The organism is Rhizobium sp. P38BS-XIX, from assembly GCF_012641435.1.
Classification (GTDB): domain Bacteria; phylum Pseudomonadota; class Alphaproteobacteria; order Rhizobiales; family Rhizobiaceae; genus Rhizobium.
Map to the genome: position 1 here is coordinate 108,006 of NZ_JABAIJ010000012.1, position 19,701 is coordinate 127,706.

General features: G+C 58.1%; 24 protein-coding genes. 15 read left to right on the forward strand and 9 right to left on the reverse strand.

Annotated elements, in window-relative coordinates; translation table 11 throughout:
* The first annotated feature begins 88 nt into the window (after positions 1–88).
* The 8 genes from HGP17_RS28410 to HGP17_RS28445 all read left to right on the forward strand — a co-directional run bounded on the left by HGP17_RS28410 (position 89) and on the right by HGP17_RS28445 (position 6,135).
* Positions 89–727 carry a GntR family transcriptional regulator gene (locus tag HGP17_RS28410; RefSeq protein ID WP_168814321.1) on the forward strand — a complete coding sequence of 213 codons (639 nt, stop codon included), beginning with the start codon at positions 89–91 and terminating at the stop codon, positions 725–727.
* 2 nt (positions 728–729) lie between these two features.
* Positions 730–1,899 (forward strand): M20 aminoacylase family protein, encoded by a 1,170-nt coding sequence (locus tag HGP17_RS28415; protein WP_168814323.1) that lies wholly within the window; start codon positions 730–732, stop codon positions 1,897–1,899.
* 282 nt (positions 1,900–2,181) lie between these two features.
* Positions 2,182–2,496: a DUF2282 domain-containing protein gene (locus HGP17_RS28420; protein ID WP_168814325.1), complete on the forward strand. Its 315-nt coding sequence runs from the start codon at positions 2,182–2,184 to the stop codon at positions 2,494–2,496.
* Between the two features lie 28 nt (positions 2,497–2,524).
* Positions 2,525–3,466 carry a DUF692 domain-containing protein gene (locus HGP17_RS28425; protein ID WP_205926170.1) on the forward strand — a complete coding sequence of 314 codons (942 nt, stop codon included), beginning with the start codon at positions 2,525–2,527 and terminating at the stop codon, positions 3,464–3,466.
* A complete protein-coding gene (locus HGP17_RS28430; protein ID WP_168814328.1) occupies positions 3,453–4,265 on the forward strand; it encodes a DNA-binding domain-containing protein in 813 nt (270 codons plus the stop codon). The genes HGP17_RS28425 and HGP17_RS28430 overlap by 14 nt, the downstream gene beginning before the upstream one ends.
* Positions 4,249–4,764, forward strand: coding sequence for a DoxX family protein (locus tag HGP17_RS28435; protein ID WP_168814330.1), 516 nt, complete (start codon positions 4,249–4,251; stop codon positions 4,762–4,764). The genes HGP17_RS28430 and HGP17_RS28435 overlap by 17 nt, the downstream gene beginning before the upstream one ends.
* Positions 4,765–4,946: 182 nt before the next feature.
* Positions 4,947–5,513, forward strand: coding sequence for a sigma-70 family RNA polymerase sigma factor (locus tag HGP17_RS28440; protein WP_168814332.1), 567 nt, complete (start codon positions 4,947–4,949; stop codon positions 5,511–5,513).
* Positions 5,500–6,135, forward strand: coding sequence for a DUF1109 domain-containing protein (locus tag HGP17_RS28445; RefSeq protein ID WP_168814334.1), 636 nt, complete (start codon positions 5,500–5,502; stop codon positions 6,133–6,135). Before HGP17_RS28440 ends, HGP17_RS28445 begins: the two co-directional genes overlap by 14 nt.
* A 104-nt stretch (positions 6,136–6,239) precedes the next feature.
* Here HGP17_RS28445 and HGP17_RS28450 read toward each other — a convergent pair whose 3' ends face one another.
* Both HGP17_RS28450 and HGP17_RS28460 read right to left on the reverse strand, forming a co-directional pair.
* A complete protein-coding gene (locus tag HGP17_RS28450; RefSeq protein ID WP_168814336.1) occupies positions 6,240–6,674 on the reverse strand; it encodes a hypothetical protein in 435 nt (144 codons plus the stop codon).
* 384 nt (positions 6,675–7,058) lie between these two features.
* On the reverse strand, positions 7,059–7,544 hold the full coding sequence (locus HGP17_RS28460; RefSeq protein ID WP_168814452.1) for a hypothetical protein: 486 nt from the start codon (positions 7,542–7,544) through the stop codon (positions 7,059–7,061).
* 307 nt (positions 7,545–7,851) lie between these two features.
* On the opposite strand from HGP17_RS28460, the gene HGP17_RS28465 reads away from it, so the two are divergent.
* The 5 genes from HGP17_RS28465 (at position 7,852) to HGP17_RS28485 (ending at position 11,250) form a co-directional block, all read left to right on the forward strand.
* Positions 7,852–8,913 (forward strand): hypothetical protein, encoded by a 1,062-nt coding sequence (locus HGP17_RS28465; protein ID WP_168814340.1) that lies wholly within the window; start codon positions 7,852–7,854, stop codon positions 8,911–8,913.
* A gap of 23 nt (positions 8,914–8,936) precedes the next feature.
* The gene (csgH, locus tag HGP17_RS28470) at positions 8,937–9,365 is read left to right on the forward strand and encodes a curli-like amyloid fiber formation chaperone CsgH (protein ID WP_168814342.1); all 429 of its coding nucleotides are present in this window, start codon (positions 8,937–8,939) and stop codon (positions 9,363–9,365) included.
* The gene (locus HGP17_RS28475) at positions 9,362–9,874 is read left to right on the forward strand and encodes a hypothetical protein (RefSeq protein ID WP_168814344.1); all 513 of its coding nucleotides are present in this window, start codon (positions 9,362–9,364) and stop codon (positions 9,872–9,874) included. Before csgH ends, HGP17_RS28475 begins: the two co-directional genes overlap by 4 nt.
* Before the next feature lie 43 nt (positions 9,875–9,917).
* The gene (locus tag HGP17_RS28480; RefSeq protein ID WP_168814346.1) at positions 9,918–10,226 is read left to right on the forward strand and encodes a curli assembly protein CsgF; all 309 of its coding nucleotides are present in this window, start codon (positions 9,918–9,920) and stop codon (positions 10,224–10,226) included.
* A gap of 151 nt (positions 10,227–10,377) precedes the next feature.
* Positions 10,378–11,250: a CsgG/HfaB family protein gene (locus HGP17_RS28485; protein ID WP_246704265.1), complete on the forward strand. Its 873-nt coding sequence runs from the start codon at positions 10,378–10,380 to the stop codon at positions 11,248–11,250.
* Positions 11,251–11,255: 5 nt separating this feature from the next.
* Here HGP17_RS28485 and HGP17_RS28490 read toward each other — a convergent pair whose 3' ends face one another.
* Together HGP17_RS28490 and HGP17_RS28495 are read right to left on the reverse strand one after the other, a co-directional pair.
* Positions 11,256–11,603: a hypothetical protein gene (locus HGP17_RS28490; RefSeq protein ID WP_168814349.1), complete on the reverse strand. Its 348-nt coding sequence runs from the start codon at positions 11,601–11,603 to the stop codon at positions 11,256–11,258.
* A gap of 67 nt (positions 11,604–11,670) precedes the next feature.
* Positions 11,671–12,042 (reverse strand): hypothetical protein, encoded by a 372-nt coding sequence (locus HGP17_RS28495; RefSeq protein ID WP_168814351.1) that lies wholly within the window; start codon positions 12,040–12,042, stop codon positions 11,671–11,673.
* Positions 12,043–12,184: 142 nt separating this feature from the next.
* Between HGP17_RS28495 and HGP17_RS28500 the strand changes: the two genes are divergently transcribed.
* The gene (locus HGP17_RS28500; protein ID WP_168814353.1) at positions 12,185–12,844 is read left to right on the forward strand and encodes an invasion associated locus B family protein; all 660 of its coding nucleotides are present in this window, start codon (positions 12,185–12,187) and stop codon (positions 12,842–12,844) included.
* 71 nt (positions 12,845–12,915) lie between these two features.
* Here HGP17_RS28500 and HGP17_RS28505 read toward each other — a convergent pair whose 3' ends face one another.
* The 4 genes from HGP17_RS28505 to HGP17_RS28520 all read right to left on the reverse strand — a co-directional run bounded on the left by HGP17_RS28505 (position 12,916) and on the right by HGP17_RS28520 (position 17,651).
* Positions 12,916–13,641, reverse strand: coding sequence for an SDR family oxidoreductase (locus HGP17_RS28505; RefSeq protein ID WP_168814355.1), 726 nt, complete (start codon positions 13,639–13,641; stop codon positions 12,916–12,918).
* Positions 13,642–13,716: 75 nt separating this feature from the next.
* Positions 13,717–15,915, reverse strand: a complete 2,199-nt coding sequence (locus HGP17_RS28510) for a mechanosensitive ion channel domain-containing protein (RefSeq protein WP_168814357.1) — start codon at positions 15,913–15,915, stop codon at positions 13,717–13,719.
* 599 nt (positions 15,916–16,514) lie between these two features.
* Positions 16,515–17,120 carry a glutathione transferase gene (gene gst, locus HGP17_RS28515; protein WP_168814359.1) on the reverse strand — a complete coding sequence of 202 codons (606 nt, stop codon included), beginning with the start codon at positions 17,118–17,120 and terminating at the stop codon, positions 16,515–16,517.
* A gap of 141 nt (positions 17,121–17,261) precedes the next feature.
* Positions 17,262–17,651: a helix-turn-helix domain-containing protein gene (locus tag HGP17_RS28520; protein ID WP_168814361.1), complete on the reverse strand. Its 390-nt coding sequence runs from the start codon at positions 17,649–17,651 to the stop codon at positions 17,262–17,264.
* Between the two features lie 195 nt (positions 17,652–17,846).
* Here HGP17_RS28520 and HGP17_RS28525 point away from each other — a divergent pair, with 195 nt between their 5' ends.
* Positions 17,847–18,629 carry an SDR family oxidoreductase gene (locus HGP17_RS28525; protein WP_168814363.1) on the forward strand — a complete coding sequence of 261 codons (783 nt, stop codon included), beginning with the start codon at positions 17,847–17,849 and terminating at the stop codon, positions 18,627–18,629.
* Between the two features lie 52 nt (positions 18,630–18,681).
* Here HGP17_RS28525 and HGP17_RS28530 read toward each other — a convergent pair whose 3' ends face one another.
* Positions 18,682–19,674 carry a LacI family DNA-binding transcriptional regulator gene (locus tag HGP17_RS28530; protein ID WP_281412799.1) on the reverse strand — a complete coding sequence of 331 codons (993 nt, stop codon included), beginning with the start codon at positions 19,672–19,674 and terminating at the stop codon, positions 18,682–18,684.
* Positions 19,675–19,701: the final 27 nt, after the last annotated feature.

The window sequence follows — 19,701 nt, forward strand, 5'->3', positions numbered from 1 at the left end:
CACCTTTCTGCTGCAACCGGCGATGCAATTTCAATCTCCTCGCTCCAGCAATTGACAACAGCTTCTAAAATCAGTATTGGATACAATTATGATATCGGATACTAAAAAGACGCAAGCACAGGCGATTACCGAAGAGATCAGGGCGCTGATCCTCAACGGGACGTTTCATCCAGGTGAACCTCTCCGCCAGGAAGCGCTTTCGGAACAGCTGGGTGTTAGCCGCACGCCGCTTCGGCACGCGCTTCAGTCGCTTGCCGAAGACGGATTGGTCGAGATGATCGGCTTCAAGGGCGCAAGAATCCCGCTGATCGACCAGGCAATGACCCGCGACCTCTTCGAGATGCGGCTGCTGCTGGAGCCGCTTGCGCTGAGATCCGCCTTTGGACACCACACCAAGCTCGACTTTGCCAAGGCGGAAATGGCGCTCGATGCTGCTGAGGGAGAGCAGAAGCCATCGAGACTCTCCGAGCTGAACTGGGAGTTTCACCATGCCCTGTACGCCCCGTCGAACCGCCCGACGCTGCTTAATACCATCCAGCAGCTCAACAAGGCATCCGCGCTTGCGGAAGTGATCGCAACCTCGATCGTTGCCCGCCCGGAAAAATCGGCCGCCGAACATCGCGGGTTGCTTCAGGCATGCCGGAACGGCAACGAAGACGATGCCGTTGCAGCATTGAGCGAGCATTTGCGTCTGGCGCATCACGACATGCAGAACGGGACAAAATAGCGATGCCTATCTCGAACAGAATAGCCGAATTTCGCGACGACATGATCCGGTGGCGACATCATCTCCACGCCAATCCCGAACTGTCCTATCAAGAGCATGAAACCGCCGGCTTCGTTGCCGAAACGCTTCGCGCCAACGGAATCGAAGTGACGGAAGGCATTGGCGGAACCGGCGTTATCGGCGTTCTTCACGGAAGCCGTGAAGGCGCGCGCTCGATCGGACTTCGAGCCGACATGGATGCGCTTGCGATCGAAGAGCGCAACGATTTCGCACACCGGTCTAAAAACAAGGGCGTCATGCACGCCTGCGGCCATGACGGCCATACCGCGATGCTCCTTGGCGCCGCGCGCTATCTCTCAGAAACTAGAAATTTTGCCGGCCAAGTTGTCTTCATTTTCCAACCGGCCGAGGAGATGGGCGGAACGGATGGCGGCGCGGCCCGCATGATCCGGGAAGGCCTGTTTGAAAAATTTCCCTGCGACGAGCTCTATGGTCTGCACAACTGGCCGGGCATGGATATCGGAACCTTTGCCGTAAAGGCCGGGCCGATGATGGCATCCGGCGACAGTTTTGAGATCACCATTTCATCCACCGGCATGCATGCCGCCCAGCCGCACAAAGGCGTCGATGTCATCTTGACGGCCGGACATATCATCGTCGCACTCCAGCAGATTTCCGCGCGGAATATCGATCCACTGGACGCGATAGTCGTAAGCGCCACGCAGGTTCATGGCGGCGACGCTTACAATGTCCTGCCAAACACCGTGACCATTCGCGGCACGGTGAGAGCATTCTCGCCCACGGCCCGCAAGTCGGCCGAGATGGGCGTCCGACGTGTGGTCGAGGGCATAAGCTTGGCGACCGGCGCACAATGCGACGTTTCCTACCTTCAACAATATCCGACACTGATCAACGCTGATGGTGCTGCCCGATCGGCGGAACTCGCCGCCTCGTCCGTTTTCAACAGGGTCGAAACGAACCCGTCGCAGACGATGATCGTCGAGGATTTCGCCTTTATGCTTGAGAACCACCCCGGATGTTATGGCTGGATAGGCAACGGACCGGATGACAATGGCCGTATCCTGCACAGCGCGTGGTACGACTTCAATGACGATGCCTTCTTTTATGGGGCGTCCTTCTTCGCGGGCCTCGTTGAAGGGCCACGGTCGTAAGATCGATACGCAGCGCCGGAAACCGCTGCCGTAAAAGGTTTTGCCATTCAGGCTTACCCAACTTTCATTGGAAGACGTCGGCCAAGGCGTGTGGAGTGCCGCCTGGCGTTCCACGCGAAAACACTGACGATTACGCTTCGGCAATAGCGCCTCGTCTGCCACTTAAAGCCTCATCAGCGCATCACGCGTTTGTTACTGTAACGTCTGTAACAACGATCATTCCCGCTGCGAGTACCTGACGTGCCCCGTTGAAAGGGGCGTCATAAGCAACGGAGAAAATGAATGTTGAAGACCTCGATCAGCACCGCCATTCTTGCAGGCGCCATCACCTCCGCGCTCGCCACCGTGGCAGGCGCAGCCCCCCTGACCAAGGCTGAAGCTTCGGCCGCGATCGCTGCCCACAAGGAAAAGTGCTACGGCGTCGCGCTGAAGGGCCAGAACGATTGCGCCGCCGGCCCCGGCACTACGTGCCAGGGAACCTCGATCAAGGACTTCCAGGGCAATTCCTGGAAATTCGTTCAGGGCGGCACCTGCGCTTCTCTCGATCTGCCCGGCGGCCGCCACGGCTCGCTGAAGCCGCTGCAGCGCGATCTCTAAGCCCGAAATCAGGAAAGCGGAGGCGACCATGGTCAACGTCGATATGACGACCAATCCTCACATGGAGATGGAAAGCACACTCCGCTTTCCGACAATTTCGGTGGCCGGCCAGACTGGCACCAGCTTCAAGCCGGAGCACCTGAATGCGATCATAGCGGAGGCCGCCTCGCGCGGCTTCTTCGAAGTGCATGCAGAGAACTACATGGGTGCAGGTGGGCCGCCGCATCGCGCGCTGGAACGCATACGGCGCGACCACCCGATTTCCCTTCACGGTGTGTGCATGTCGCTGGGCGGACCCCACCCCCTCGACGGAGAACACCTCAAGCGCTTCAAAAGTCTCGTCGATCGATACGAGCCGGCCCTGGTCTCGGAACATCTCGCCTGGTCGACGCATATGGATACCTATCTCAACGACCTGCTGCCTCTTCCCTATACTCCAGCGACGCTGGCGCATGTCTGCGATCATGTCGATCATATGCAAACCACGATCGGGCGCCCCATCCTTCTGGAAAACCCATCCACCTATGTGCTTTTTTCGGAATCTTCGATCAGCGAAACCGATTTCATCCGCGAGATATCGAAGCGCACCGGCTGCGGCCTGCTGCTCGACATCAACAACGTCTTTGTGTCCGCCACCAACCATGGCTATTCGGCCTTGGAATATCTGCGTGACTTTCCGCTGGCCAATGTCGGCGAAATCCACCTTGCCGGCCATACCGAGCAGGAGGACGACGAAGGTGAGATGCTGTTGATCGACAGCCATGACGGGCCGGTCGCCGATGCCGTATGGCAACTCTACGAAAGAGTGATTGCCCGCCAGGGGCCGATCCCGACGCTGATCGAATGGGACAGCAATATTCCCGAATGGCCTGTGCTGCGCTCGGAAGCGCTTGCGGCTGAAGCTATTCTCGCCAGATATGCCGACCGCACGATGACGGAGCACAGGGAGACGTTCCATGCCGTCGGCTGAACTCTTGACGATCCGGCGGCCTGCACCGGATTTCGCCCGGGAGTTCGCAGATGGATTGCTGGCTCCGGAACTTCCGACCCCGAAGACAGTTGTAGGGCCACACGGCAAAAGGGCGGAAAAGCGCTACAACGTCTATCGCAACAACGTAACTGTCAGCCTGATCGGAGCCCTCGCCTCGATCTTTCCAGCCGTCGAGCGCATCACCGGACCTGACTTCTTTCGCGCTATGGCGCGTTTCCATATCCGCGAGACGCCCCCGACCTCGGCGCTGCTATTTGAATACGGTCGCGACTTTGCCGATTTCATCGATCGCTATGAGTATGCACAGGAGATGCCATGGCTTTCCGATGTGGCGAGGATCGAGCGTGCCTGGCTGGACGCCTATCACGCCGCGGATGCGCCTGCCGTTTCCCTTGCAGCGCTCGGTGCTATCCCGCCCGAAAAGCTGGGCGGGCTCACCTTCCGACCGCATCCTGCGACACGGCTGATGTCATCGGCTCATCCGGTCGTGACCATCTTCGTCTTGAACCGCAGTAGTGGTCCTGTGGATCGGGTCAAGGATCGGCCGGAAGACGGATTGATCTGCCGTTACCAGGATGAGGTCAGCATACGGCTTTTACCGTCCGGAGGCGCCGCCTTTATCGCCGCGCTGATGAGCGGCGAATGTCTTGCGGCTGCAGCGGCGGCGGCCCTCGAAGTCAGTCCCGATTTCGACCTATCTCTCGCGATTGGCGAGATGGTCGAAGCCGGCGCCTTTTCCCATATCGAGATGGAGATCTCAGATGTCGAACATGCTTGATACCGTACCCAACGATCGGCTGTCTTCACGACCGGCGCGTCTTGTCACGATGGCGAGTGGCCTTGTTCGTAGCGCGGCCCAACCGGATATCGTTCAGGCGGTCCTGCGGATTGCGCTTGCGGTGCCGTTCTGGCGCTCGGGGATGCTTAAGTGGAACGGCTTCCTTCAACTGAACGACACGGCGATCGATCTGTTTACGCAAGAATTCATGCTGCATCTTCCCGGAGGTCCCTATCCCTTTCCCGCTCCGGCCACGATGGCGTTCCTGTCGGGCTGCGGCGAGATCATCTTTCCAACCCTGCTTGTTCTCGGTCTTGCCACGCGCTTTGCCGGCCTTGGCCTTTTGTTGATGACCCTGATCGTTGAGCTGACCGTTCCCGATGGTTGGCCCGTTCATATCACCTGGGCGGCAATGGCCCTTGCCATCATGCGCTACGGACCGGGCCGCTTGTCGTTCGATGCATTGATCGCCCGCATCGCCGGCGCTGTTTATCGCTAGGCGGCACCCCGCAGCGCTTCCTGCCAAACAACCACCTTGCTCATCGAGCGAGGTGGCTTTTGCGTTTTCTTGGCTTATCACCCTTGCCGATTGTCCGTTGATGCGCTCAATAGGCGCCGCGTCAAAAAATTTCGGCATGCCGGTAACAGAAACGTGGTCTGGCGCGTAGGGGATAGTGGCGGATGAAATATTCGGCCCGCGAAGAGGAATGGGCAGCATGGATGCGCGCGGCAATGGCCGGCGACGCGCAATCCTATGACCGTTTTCTGAAGGCCGTGACACCCTATCTCCGATCCATCGCCCGGCGGCGCTGCGATCAGTTTGGTGCGCCGCCCAGCGAGGTGGAAGACGTGGTTCAGGAAGTTCTGCTGGCGGTTCATCTGAAACGCGGGACGTGGGACATCTCGCGCCCGATCGGCCCGTGGCTGTCGACCATCGTGCGTAACAAGCTGATCGACAGCCTTCGCCGCCGCGGGCGCCATGTGAACGTACCGATCGAGGATGTCATGGAGACGCTGGAGGTCGACCAGCAGGATGACGGCGCCGATCGCATCGATGTGGATCGGATGCTGGAGGGACTGCGCGATCCGCAACGCGAAATCGTGCGGTCGATCTCGCTCGGTGGCGCCGGCGTCCGCGAAACGGCCGAAAGACTGAATATGACGGAAGGCGCCGTGCGGGTGGCGCTACACAGGGCACTCAAGGGATTGGCGGCCCTTTATCGGAGCGACAGACGTGAAGACGGATGACTTTATCAATCTGCTGACAAACGACTCCCGCGTGAAGGTCCGCTTCGGCCGCGTATTCGCCATCGCGCTTGCGATCGGCGTCGTGCTTTCCGCGGCATTCCTTCTTTCCACTATCGGTATCCGCAAGAACATGGCGGAGATGATCGAAACACCGCGCGTCGTCTTCAAGCTCGGCTTGACGTTACTGCTCGCCATCACGGCAACCCGGCTGGCATTCAGGGTCGGCAAGCCCGGCATATCGCTTCACGCAGCGGCGCTGACGCTGATCCTGCCCTTGGCCATCCTGATCGCCGGGCTTGCTATCGAGCTCATGGTCGTGCCTGAAGATGCCTGGGCAACCAGTATGAAGGGACACTTCTCCGTCTTCTGCCTGATTTTCGTCCCGGCCCTATCGATCGCGCCCCTGGCTGCCATACTCTATTCCATCCGCCAGGGCGCTCCCGAAAATCCCGGCAAGGCCGGCGCAATTGCAGGGCTCGCCGCCGGCGGCATTGCCGCTGCAATCTATGCCTGGCATTGCCCGGACGACAGCCCGCTCTTTCTGGCGACCTGGTATTCGATCGGAATCCTGGCAGCCACAGCCGCGGGTTTTCTCCTGGGTCGACGTGTCCTTCGCTGGTAGGCGTACGCACGCTCGATGGCCGAGCGATTTGCCTTCGCTTCAGCCAGTTGACATCGAGCCGGAAGCCCTTGATTTTAGATGATTGGAGATCGACGCGGAGCCAATCAGCGTTGGACAACGCGCAGGGAAGCAATTTCCGCGGGCCTGTCATCGATGATGGCGCTGATGGTCAACAGGCCGGGCTGACGCAATCTGAGCGGAGAAAAGATAAGACTGGCACCGATAACGATATTGATCGGAACGCCACCCCTCTCCACGTCGGATGACAGGTCTCGCTGCTCTTCGAGCTGGGACGATTCAAGTCGTTCCTCGAGAAGCGGCTGCCGATCTCCCGGGCCGACGCAACGCAGAACAATCGAGCGGTATGGCTCCGTCGCCAAGGTGATCAAATTCACGTGGGCGCAGAACTTCGGCAGGGAAACGGGAAAATCGGGCAACGTCAGCACGCCGCTATAGACGCCGATGAAACTCAGCTTTTCGCCAATCTCGGTGCGAACATCGTCGCAAAAAATACAATATCCATAGCGCATCTGTTTCATTCGTCCCGATCGTTTTTGGTGCGGACAATAATCGTGCGGATTGCACGCGCGGAACTGCGAGAGGCGGTATCGCCGGAGCAAACTGGAGAGACGAACGCTCGTGTTTCCGGATCGGGAGGGGTTTTCTCCTCCCCCGAGCTGGGGTCGCGAAGCTCGACATGGATTTCCTTGTCAAGCGCCCAGGCCAGATCTGCGATCGACCTTAGCGGAAGCTCCCTTTGCCCGCAGAGATAACTGTTCAAATCCTTCCGGCTGACGCCGACCAATTCTGCGAGCTGCTGCTGTGTAACGCCTTTCTCCGTTCGTCTTTCCAGGATTGCGGCAACCAGGTCGCTGCGAACGTTCGCGACAAAGCGGCTGGCTGCACGTGCACGCGCGCCTATCTCAAACCGAAATGACATCGTCCGGATTTACTCCCTCTACGCATAACGCATCCCCTACGCCAAGCTCACGCCTCAGGCGGCGCACCTCCAGCCGATAGCCGCGGTAAAGATCGTGATCCTTCACATGATCGGCCCAATCTCCAAAAACCGCGACAAAGCAGTCGCGCATTGGAAACCAGCCAAATATGCGCAGATCGACGGTCTTCAGCTCCCACACCGCATTTCGCTCGACCCGGATTGCTCTAAATTGCTTTGAATGTATGAGCGGCTTGCCCGACACAAATGTATAAAAAAGAAAATCCAACTGTTCGACTGGGCTGAGCACGGCGCCAAGCGATGACGGTTCATCTTTGCTGACGCGTTCGTTCAACCAGTTGACAAAGCTCGGCGTGGCAAAAAGCAGCCGTTTGGACGACTCCTTTCTTCCAAGCTGAATCTCAACTTTAACGATTGCTTCGGACGCTACGAGACTGTCAAACGGACCCATGACTGTCAACTAATCCATTCTCATGTAGCAAGCCTTCGACTGGGCTCCCCCAAGAGTAGCATGAATTGTGGCAAGAGTTGTTTGTATTGATTTGAACCTATCCAAGCTGAGTACTCTCCCTTTCCCGCGCGATTACATCGATAACTTGCTACTCATTTTGAGGTAATTGCCCTTTAGATCGATTACTCCCGTATCGTTGTTTTCGTCCGAACGGTTCTCTTGTTCGGCCGCCCGTCGAGAGCTTATCAAAATGCTTGAGGGCGGTGAATAGTCGCTTGCCCCGCGATGGAGAACTAAGGAGAATCACATGAGGACGATCGGAGCGCTCGCCTTTTTGCTCGCAAGCACGTCTTTGACGCTTGCAGGCCCGGTGGAAAATGACTCGTTCATCGGTCAGATGGGCGCGTTTAATAACGCATTCGTCAGCCAGGCCACTGGCAACAACGAAGCACTGACCCTTCAGGGCGGCGTCGGCAATTTTGCCGTTACCCGTCAGGACAAGGCAAAGTCCAACACCTCTGACATCTTGCAGTTTGGCACCGGCAACTTCGCGACTGCCAATCAGAAGGGCAAGACCAACGATCAGAGCACCCTGCAGGTCGGTGCTTTCAACACCGCTACGACCATGCAGCGTGATGGCGCGAAGAACGCGTCGACGATCAGCCAGTTCGGCTTCGGCAACGGCGCGATGGTCGATCAGTCCAAGGGCGACAACTCGCAGGATACGCTGCAGGTTGGCGGCCTGAACTTCGCATCGATCAACCAGACCGATGGCTCGCACGGCTCCAACACCTCGAGCACCATGCAGTTTGGTTGGGGCAACGATGCCTTCGTGAACCAGGACGGCGGCCGCAACGACCAGACGACGCTGCAGGTCGGCAGGGGTAATTTCGCCTCTACCTCGCAGTCCGACGTCATCGGGCACAATGGCAATGACTCCTCTACGACCCAATTCGGGTGGGGAAACATGTCCTTTGCCCGTCAGGCCGGCGGCAACAACTCTCAGGATACGTTCCAGGCGGGCGGACGTAACTTCGCCACCACACGCCAGCTCTCGTTCATCGGTTCGAACGAATCCAGTACCGCGCAATTCGGTATCGGCAATACGGCCATGACGGCCCAGATCGCCAACCCGCTCGGCTCCAACGATTCTCTGATCGTTCAGGCCGGCTATCAAAATACGGCGATCGCGTCGCAGTCCGGCGTCCAGACCTCGTGGCCAGTTGGTGGTTCCAACCTTCAGCGAACCATTCAGATCGGCAGCGGAAACTATGCTCTCACCTCGCAGACCAGTTCCAGCGGGCTGTCGAATACGTCGGTGACCGCACAGTTCGGCTACAGAAACACCGCCATTGCAATCCAGCACTAAGCGAGACGAGGAGGCGAACTGAAATGTCCGCCTCCTCCTTCATTGCGGCCGAGCGTCTCAAGTCACCGAGAGATCGTCGCAAGATACGCGCATTCGTCAGCCTGTCGAAATCTCTAGCCCTTCTGAGCTTTTTCTTCTCGTGCGTCCTGCCGGCAGCATCTCGAGCGCAGGTGGAGTGCGTGATCTCAACGAGCATGCGGGAACAGTTTCTTGTCGTGAAGGCAATTGCGATGTCACCTACGGCAATGTCGGGAACATACAGGCTGATGCTCGTAAGACAGGGAGCCGGCGGTATGAGCCAAAGCATTCAGCAGGGCAAATTCGACTATCAACCAGGGTCCGACGGGCTACTCAGCACAACAATCGTCAATCTGGCGAATAAGACACAAGTAAGTGCAACGCTATTGATCGAAACGGATCGAGGTACGTCACAATGCGGATTACCAAAATGAAACGGATGATCCAATCGAAGTTGGCTGCAAGCGCCGCCATTGCGATCGCGGTAATGACTTTGCCGATGGCAAGCGAATGCTACGCCGAGAGCGCTTACATCGCGCAGGTCCCAGTTACGGTCACCACTACGCTGACATTCGGCAACGGCATGACGCAGCAGCAGCCGGATCAATATCGCCCTTCATCGCATTCCATGCCGGTTAATATTGCCGGCCTGCCGGAAGCATCGGCAATGGTCCGCGGAAACAATCTGTCACAGACGATGGAAATCGGCATGCGCAACAGCGTGTATCACCTTCAGTCCGGCGGCAACAATATTTCGACCGCGGGCGTGATCGGCAATTACGGCAATGTGAATGTCCTCCAGTCCGGCAATAATCTCAGATCAAACGTCCTGTTGCTGAATGGAGCGGGATTGAACGTCAGTGTTCTTCAGCCAGCAGGATCGGCACCGGTCAATGTCTTGATCGCGCGATTGCCGAATGGTGCGTTGCTTATCAAGCGTTGAGTAGACGCTGCGGCGTCTGAAACAGAGAGGGAGAAGAATTGTAATGATCGTACGTGTGACAATGATCGCAGCCGGTATGGCTGCCATGACGGCGATGTCGGCGATAGCAGGGCAATTGGTCTATCAGCCGACGAACCCGACATTTGGCGGCAATGCGCTGAATGGCTCGTTCCTGCTGTCTACGGCACAGACACAGGGTGCCGGCGTGAAATCCGGCCAGCAGCAGACTCCGGATCTTTCCGGTCTCGACAACGCTCTCAGCAATCTCGGAAACACAAATCAAGGCGCCGGCTCGGGCGGAGCAGCGCCGGTGATTGTGATCCAGAGCGGTCAGGTACCCACTACACCCTAAGCCGGATTGTTTGCGTCACTATTGTAATTTCGGGGGGATGTTGATGTCACGAATTGGTTTTCCTGTCGCAGCCGTCTTGTGCGGACTGGGTCTCGGGGGCTGTGCTGCCGCGGGCAGTAGTCTCGATCCCATGAGCACACCGGCTACGCTTATGCCCGCCACAAAAACGGGTGTTGCATTGGAGAGTCTGCCGCAGCCAAGGCAAAAGCTTGATGTGGCGGTTTACTCATTTCCAGATCTGACCGGGCAAAATAAGCCGAACGAAAACTTCGCTGAATTTTCCCGTGCTCTGACCCAGGGCGGCGCGCAGATGCTGACCGACGTTCTGACCAAGGCCGGCAACGGCGATTGGTTCAATGTCGTCGAGCGCACCGATCTGCAGTCGCTCTTGCAGGAGCGGCAGATCATCCAGAACACGCGCGCCGCAGTTTATGGCGCAAAATCCGGAGGCATGCCGCCGCTGCGCTTTGCAGGCGTTCTGCTCGACGGCGGCATCATAGGTTACGATTCAAACGAAACCACCGGCGGCCTGGGTGCGAACTATCTTGGCATCGGCGGGAACACCCAGTATCGCAAGGATATCGTCACCGTATCCCTGCGCGCCGTCAGCGTCAGCACCGGCCGCGTTCTGGCCTCGGTGACGACAACCAAGACCATCTACTCCGTTCAACTGCAGGGTTCGGCATTCCGCTTCGTCGGTGTCGACCAGCTGCTGCAGATCGAAGGAGGCATCACCCGGAACGCTCCGACGACGCTTGGCGTCCAGGAAGGCATACAGCTCGCGGTCTATTCCCTTATCTTCGAGGGCGTGAAGAACGGCCTGTGGGAGTTTAGAGATCCGAGCGCCGGCGCCACGTTCATGCGCTACCTTCAGGAGCATCAAAGGGCCATGACGTACAAGCTGGATGCCAACGGCAGGCCGATCGCGCCGGCCGTCGACCCCCAGCAGGTCAGCTCCACCACACCCGTCGTTGATACCGCGCCTAAACCTGTAGCAGTCGTCGACAAATCGAAGAGCTCATGAAAACGCTATCGATGTTGGATCATCTTCCGGCAGATATCGGACTGGGCGTTTTCCGGTCCGCAGCTGACAGCTCTGTTTTGCGTGCTGTCGCTGGCGTTTGCCTTGGGCAGGGACTTGGCGGTCGGCGCCTTCCCAAGGTTGTCTTTCCTTCCAATCGGGAGACGTCCCTTCACCTGCGGGATGGTGGTCTCCGAAAAGCCGGCGCGACGGATCGCGGGCTGATCGATAGCAAAGGCCTCAACGGAGACGAGCGTAGTCGCCAGCGTGACAAGGATGACTGTGAGGATTTGATTGCGATGTGCCATTTCGATGTTGTCCTCAAAGATCATGAGAGTGAACTGATATTCAGCCATGGTTCCGTATGTCGCGAAGCTTCAAACTCATACGAAAGCGTGGCTTGACTGTGGTTGCTAACGCTATTCAGCGCCCGACCGTTCCCTGGCCGACGGTTGGCAGCTGGTTGTCTGCAGGCGCTGGAGCCGCCCGCTCGGTGACGCCGCTGCCGACATTGGGAAAGATACTGGTTACCAAAGGCCCCGGCGCGCGATCACGCACCAAATGCTTTGGTCTTTGCAGGTTTCCGCGTCGCTGCGTCGGCCGTTCAGGCGCTCCCATCACAGCGGTTTCGGGAAGTTGCTCGATAAATGCCGGATTCGTTCCCGTCGGAGGAGTTTGCTGCATATAGCTTTCACCAAACACCGCGCCGCCGCTGAACGAAAGCATGGTAGCGAGCGAATATCCTGCGAGAATCAATGATGACATCAGAATTTTCCCAGTTTTCACAAATAACAATGAACAATATTATCTACAATTTCCGCGTGAAAACGCAGATTATTACAGATATAATCTTCTTATAGTTTTAAATTCTCCGTAACTCTATTCGACATTATTGTTCATTCATTGTAAAATTGCAAACTAAATTGTGGAGGGATGTATGCGTTTATCTTGGAAATTGGCGACATGCGGCGCAGTTATTCTGCTTTCGCAGGCCGCTGTGACACTGGTGTTCGGGGCGGATAATGAGACCACCAAGCCGCAATCCGATCCTCCCAAAGTGGCGACAGAGCCAAACAAAACCGAACCAAACAAAACCGAACCAAACAACGAGGCCCCTGCGGTTAGCGGGTCGAGCACGGCACCAAATGCTCTCCCTGCCGGGGCTCAGATCAAAGAGCAGAAATTTGCTTCATGGACACTGCAATGCAGTAGCGACAAGGCATTGAAGCCGCCGTGCCAGATCGTGTACCGGCTGGCGTCACCGGATGACAAGCAGGTGTATATGGTGATCAGCATGGCGCGCTCCGCTGATAGCAAAGTTGGGATGCAAATGGCTCTCCCGCTTGGTTTTTCGGTTCAAGGCGGTGTGAAGATCGGATTTGGCGCGAAGTATTCGACGATGGCAAAGATATCCCGGTGCACGACACAGGGGTGCCTCGTCGAAGGTGTATGCCCACCCGGAATGCTCGAAGCTTTGCTGAAAGAGAAAACGGGGAAAGTCACGATCCGGATGATGCAGGGAAATACAGCCGACTTACCCGTCTCGCTGGACGGTTTTGGCGCAGCCTACCAGGCTATGCTGGCGAATGCCGGATGATCGGAGCCTATGGGGATCCGATCGAAGGCTGATCGCTGCGGTGGAAAAAGGCGGAATGCCGGCAACAACACCTACGTTGCGAGAAATCCGCCGTCGACGTTCAAGACGGCTCCGGTCATCATGTCGGTATCCGACGACAACAGCATGATAACCACCTTCGCGACGTCATCGACCTCGGCAAAACGGCCGATGGGATGGCGCGCCATCATCGGTTCGGATTTGGCCGGATCGCTCCAGGCTCTGAATGCAAGTTCGGTCAATGTAATGGTAGGCGCCACTGCATTCACACGGATGCGATGCGGCCCCAATTCCTTGGCGAGAACACGGGTTGCCCCTTCCAACCCGGCCTTTGAGGCCGCGTAGCAAAGATGCTCAGGAAAGCCGCGATGGCCGGCAATCGAGGTGATGTTGACGATTGCGCCGCCGCCGCCGGCCGCCACGCGAGCACGTGCGAATTCCTGGCAGGTGATGAGGGCTGCACGCAGGTTGATGCCCATCACGGCTTCATAGCCATCCTCCGTCATATCAAGGCTCGATTCCAGCACGTTGATCCCGGCGCTGTTGATCAGGAAATCGGCTGTTCCCGCTTCTTTCATCGCGGCGCGCGTCGCGGCCACATCGGCGAGGTCGACGACGATCGAACGACCACCAATCTTGGCGCGCAAGCCCTCCAGATCCGACGCGGTCCGGCTGAGGGCGATCACTTCGGCTCCCCGCTCCGCCATGATCTTCGCACAGGCACGACCGATTCCCTTGCCTGCGCCAGTGACGATGACGGATTTACCGGCAAACTGCATATCTCTTCTCCTCCCGAAGCCTAAGGCTTTCAACAACTAGGACAAAGCTTCCGAAAGCGAAAGCTTTGAACGGCATTACGTCGTGGGAGCGAGAAGCGGCGTGATCGATCTGCTTGCGAGGTTTATGCCTGCAGCCTGAAGTCTCTCCTTGTATCGACGGTTTATCTCGCGGCCGACACCCCATTGCTGCAATGGAAGCGTCTTGACCGCGCCCTTCAGCACGACGCCATCGAGCCCGACCTGGTCCACTCCCCAGACATCGAAGGGTGCAACGATCTTGGAAGCGAAGCTGGAATCGGTCCGGATCTCCTCGCCAACCACCTTGAATATCCTTATGGCCTCTTCGATATCGGCCTGCACGTCGAGCGTGACGCTGACCGTATAGACACCGAAGCCTCGTGAACGGTTCTTGATCGCCTTGATCGTCGAGAACGGGATGGAATGAAGCGCACCGTCACCATCGCGGATCTTGACCGTTCGGATCGTCATGCCTTCGACGGTGCCGGCCCGGTCGCCGGTGTCCACGACGTCACCGATGGCGATCGTATCCTCCAGCAGCATGAAAAGACCGGTAATGACATCTTGGACAAGCTGCTGGGAGCCGAAGCCGACCGCAAGACCGACGACGCCGGCGCCCGCGATGAGCGGAGCGACATTGATGCCGATATTCGACAATACCCCGATGATCGTCAAAGCCGAGAGAGCGACGAAGGCGACATTGCGCAGCAACGGCAGCAGCGTCATGACCCGGGCCGATCTCTGACGGTCCGTCGAAGGGGACAAGGCATCAGATATCCAGGCGTCCAGGATCACCCAAAGAGCCCACGTGACGAAGATCACCGACGCGATCGAGAATACGGACTGAAAGACCGACGCTCCGTCGTGGCTCGCCCAACCGATGATATCGAAACCCCAAAGACCAAGGCAGGCGATGACGGCACCCGCCGCGATCGCGAGCCTGACAAGCCGAAAGAGCAGGGAGCCGAAGCGATCGATGACGACCTCTCGCATTCTGGTGCGAAGGGGCCGCTTGCGCCTGTTCATCCGCGTGTTGAGGAAGCGCCCGAGGGCGGCAGACGCAATAAGAGCGATGACGATGACGGCCACCGATACGAAGGATTGGCTGAGGAAGCTTCCGTTGCGGGCGCCGAACAGCCGTGCGAACACGTTGAGGACGACGAAAGCGATACCGAGCTGATGCCAATGCGCGGCCAGCCAGACCGTCGCGCGGTTCAACGATGTCGAATACTCGTCGATATGCCGCCCTCTGACAATCAGCGTTCGAACGGTGCGTCGATGGCGAAGAATGATGTAGAGCGCAAAGAGCGGCACCGCGAGATCAAGGATCAGCGAGGCGAGATCGGCGGTGGCCGGGCCGATGGCGATTCTGATTTCCGGAACATTGGCAAGCGAGCTGGCAACCGCGATCCCCGACAATAGGCCGACCAGTGGGGCGAGCCTTCTCTGGGCGTAAGCGACGACCCGCCAGCCCTTGGACCGCACGAGGAACAACAGGAGGCATGCCGTCAGCTCGGAGCTTGCGAGCGCAAAGGCGAAGGGAGACGTCAAAAGCACGAATATGGCACGCGCCTGCGAGCCGTAGTCCAGAAGGACGAACCACGCCGCCGCGACGATGAAGCACAGCAGCAGTGGCAGCAAGCCCAGCAGCGCACGAAAGGTTGCTTCGCGCACGAGGGAGGCGGAGCTGACGCTTTTCGCCAATCTCGAGCGGATGCGCCGACGAACCCGCATGAGAACGAATAGAGCAGCGGCCGTGATCAAGGCCCATCCGGCGACCGACTTGATACTGAAGGAGCGCAGGTTGCTTTCGGCGTCTGGCGCCGACAGCCGTGTCTCGATCTGCGCTTGAGCCTGGCCGATCTTGACATCGACCGGAGCGCCCAGCGCAGCCGTAGGCACGCGCTCCCCGAGTTCGCGAAAGGAGGCGACGAGGGCTGCAACGAGGCCTTGGCCCTGACCGGGCTCTTCGTCTGTCGTGCCCTTGTCAGCAGTTCCCGCCGCTTTCGCTGAACCGTTCTGCGAGGCTGGCGTCGCGGCGCTCTCTACCCGCAGTTTCTTGGTCTGCTCGATCTGTTCGATGAGCTGATTGCGAAGCTTGTCGTCCTTCATCACCTCGACGAGTGCCGCAAGCGGATCGGGAGCGGCAGGCTTTTCGGCGCTGGCTCCAGCGTTTGATACGGCCGAGGTTTGCTGCGCCATCGCAACACAGGCAAAAGAGAAAAACATCGCACATGCGAGCAAGAAATTTTTCAAAATCATCTCCTATATGGGCGGGTCTTCTCCCTGCGCAGTCGCCGCTCAGACGCTGCAGGCTTTCGTGCGACAACCGCTGCCAAACCATCCCGCGAATGGTTGAGACAGCATGCGACACGCGCCATGTCACCAGAGTAGGTTAGAGCCTTCGACAGAAAGGCAAGGCTGATAAGACCAAAGAAATCCCTCGATGCGTTGTTTGCGACTTTTCCGGATCGGCCCGCAAGGGCACATCTTGGGCGCCTTAGCCAATGAGCGGAACGACCGCCAAAGCCCAGCATTGCGGGATTGCAATTCGACATCAAAGGCACTCCCGTTCGAAAAGACGCTGGTCTGCCGAATCTATCGATCGTGCGTCACACATCCGCTGTCTGCCGCACCAATGCGGTCAAATCCGGCCATTCACCGGCGAGGCCGACTGTGCCACTGGGGAGATTGAGGGAACATTACGCCCAGATCAAAGGGCAGTGTTTTGAGCTGTCAGGACCGGCTCATCATGATCACGGTCACGAAGATACCAAGTTGCGGAGTTGCCGACTTTTGAAGCTCGTCGGACGCCGCCGTTTATGAAACCAAACGGCGGCGGCGGATTACTGAGATCAGAGGAGATTTTCTTCCTTGAGCGCGGTCTGAACCTTTGAGCGTGCCATGACATTGTCGCGAAGCTTGAGAGCCTTCGGATAGGCGCTGAGATCGATCTTCAGCCCCACGCCCCAACCGATGATGACTGCCGCATAGGCGTCGGGCTGGGTGAAATCTTCGCCGAGCCAATATGGCTGCCCTTCGGGCAACATGGCTTCGAGCTGCTTCATGCGGCGATTGATGTTGGCAATGACGCCGGCCTTCGCCTCTTCGGTCAGGCTCGGCGCAAACAGGCCGCTGAACGCAACATGCAGGTCGTTGCAAAAGCCAAGTGCTTCCTGCAGTCGAGCGCGCTCAACCGAGCCATAGGCCGGCTTGAAAGCCGCGACATCGCAGTGGTCGCCGATATATTGCAGGATCGCAGCGTTCTGGGTGATGACGACGCCCGGCGCAACTTCGAGGGCCGGAACGGCACCACGCGGATTGATAGCCAGATAGTCCGTATCATGTTCGGTCTTTTTCGTCTTCAGATCGACCGCCTCGAGCTGATAGGTCAGCCCGGCTTCACTCAACATGATGTGCGGCGCAAGCGAGCACGCGCCAGCCTTGTAGTACAATTTCACCAGAAATCTCCCCATGGTTCGAAACGAATGGCTTCTACCAATTCGGGCGCACGGAACAATGAACGGTTGCTACAAATCTTCGTGTATGGCGAAACATCGAGTGCCGTCAGCGGGCATCAAGCGCCAGCCAATTGAGGTCCTCTAGGAAGCGTCCGGAGCAACCCCGACACGGCTTGACTGCCATGACAGCAGCGCGTCGAGCGCCGGGCACAGGGATTGCCCCCATTCGGTCAGCGAATATTCGACCTTGGGCGGCACTTCCGGATAAACGGTACGGTGAACCATTCCATCCGCCTCCATCTGGCGGAGCTGCTGGATCAACATTTTCTGCGAGACTGCGGGGATTGCCCGCTCGAGATCCGAAAATCGCAACGTGTTTCCACCGAAGAGGTGAAACAGGATCGTCAGTTTCCACCGACCCTCGATCAGTTGAATTGCCCGTTGAACACCTTCGGCAGCCGTATCGCGTGTATAATCGTGAGAGGGCTTACTTTCAGGTAAGTCCCTTACATTTTTGTCAGTTCTTGTCATCTGGCCTCGCTGTCACGATCTCCTCCTCGACACAACAAGAGCAGGAGCCTTCGATGTCAATAAGCTTGTCTGCGGCAAGCGCTGATCCCGTCAAACGATGCGAGCCGGGAGCGAGTTGGCGTTTGCCGAGTGCACAATCCTCAGCAAGACGCTCCTCCCCTTGAACACCCTCAAATTCCCAATGGAGATGACCCCATGAGTTTCGATCTTGGACTGCAGAACACCCGTGCTCTGGTGACAGGAGGCACGAAAGGAACCGGCGCTGCAATCGTCGATGCTCTGGCAAACGCCGGTGCACAGGTGATCGCAACAGCGCGCTCAATTCCCGCTGATGCAAGGAAAGGCGTTCATTTTATTGCCGCCGACGTGGCGACATCGGAAGGTTGCGCTGCCGTCGCCGACGGTGTGCTTGCCGCCTTCGGCGGCGTCGATATCATTGTACACGTCGTTGGCGGCTCCTCTGCACCAGGGGGAGGTTTCGCCGCACTGAACGACGAAATCTGGCTCAGGGAACTCAATCTCAACTTGATGCCGGCCGTTCGTCTCGACCGCGCGCTTTTGCCTGGCATGATTGCGCAAGGTTCAGGCGTGATCGTTCACGTCACATCCATCCAACGTGCCCTACCCCTCCCGGAGGCCACCACGGCCTATGCGGCGGCAAAGGCTGCTCTTTCGACCTACAGCAAGAGCCTGTCGAAGGAAGTCTCACCGAAGGGAATTCGGGTGGTCCGGGTCGCGCCCGGCTGGATCGAGACCGACGCTGCGGTCGCGCTTGCAGAACGTTTGGCGGAGCAGGCACGAACAGATTACGACGGTGGAAAGAAGATCATCATGGATGCCCTGGGCGGGATCCCCCTTGGACGACCGGCCAAGCCATCCGAAGTGGCCGACCTGATCGGCTTTATCGTGTCACCGCGCGCCGGCGCGATAACCGGAACTGAATTCGTCATCGATGGCGGCACAATTCCCACGGTTTGAGGTGAGGCGCTCGCGAGCGCAGCCTCTCTGCGCCAAGCAGATCCACCGCGCTTTAGGCGGTGGATCCCCGCAAGGTCAATTCGGGCCTGATGACGATGCTATGCTGTATGAACTTGCCATCGATGCGGTCCAGCAGCATCCGCATGCTGAGCTGACCTATGCTGTATTTGTCGACATGCAGCGTCGAAAGCTTGGGCCGCACCAATTCGCCGAGCGAGATGCCGTCAAAGCCGATGATGCTGACATCGTGGGGCACCGACAGCCCAAGCTCTTCGCATGTTTGCAGAGCACCGACCGCATTCAGATCGTTGTAGCAGATGATGCCGTCGATATCGGGAGAACTGGTCAGAATGCCCTTGCTGGCGGCCGCCCCGCCCGCCACATCGGGATTGCAATGAACGACGGCCACAGGCTCGGCCCCCAAGGCTTCAAACGCTGTCTTTACGCCTTCAAGCCGCTCGGCAGCCCCGCGCGACGTGGTAGGACCGGCCAGTATGGCAATGCGGCGCCGATCCGTTTGCCATAGATGTCGTGCCGCATCGGCAGCACCGGTCCGATAATCGATCATGATGCTGCCTGCAATTGCCGGGGCAACGCTGCGGTTGACAAGGACTGCCGCTTTATAGGCCTGCAACGCTTTAATGAGAGGTTGTTCCGGCAGTCTTGCGCTACACCAGACGATGCCATCGACACGCTGACTTTCCAGAATTTGCATCAGATCGATTTCACGCTTTGCGCTCTCATCGACGTTGCAGAGCAAAAGATTGTAGCCATTCTGCATCGCGACGCTCTCGATGCCCCTGATGATCTCGGGAAAAAACGGATTGGATATATCCGGCACCAGCACCCCAACAATCCGGGATTTGTCCGACTTCAGTCCCCGTGCCAAGGCGTTCGGACGATAGTTCAGCTCGTCGGCGATTTGGCGAATGCGCTCGCACGTGTCCGGGCTTGCCCCGCCGCGCCCGTTTAAAACTCGCGACACCGTCATCGGCGAAACGCCCGCCGCGCGAGCAACATCTGATAGCTTCGTTTTGCCCATCATATCCACCCGGAGCCATTTTCTTCAGTT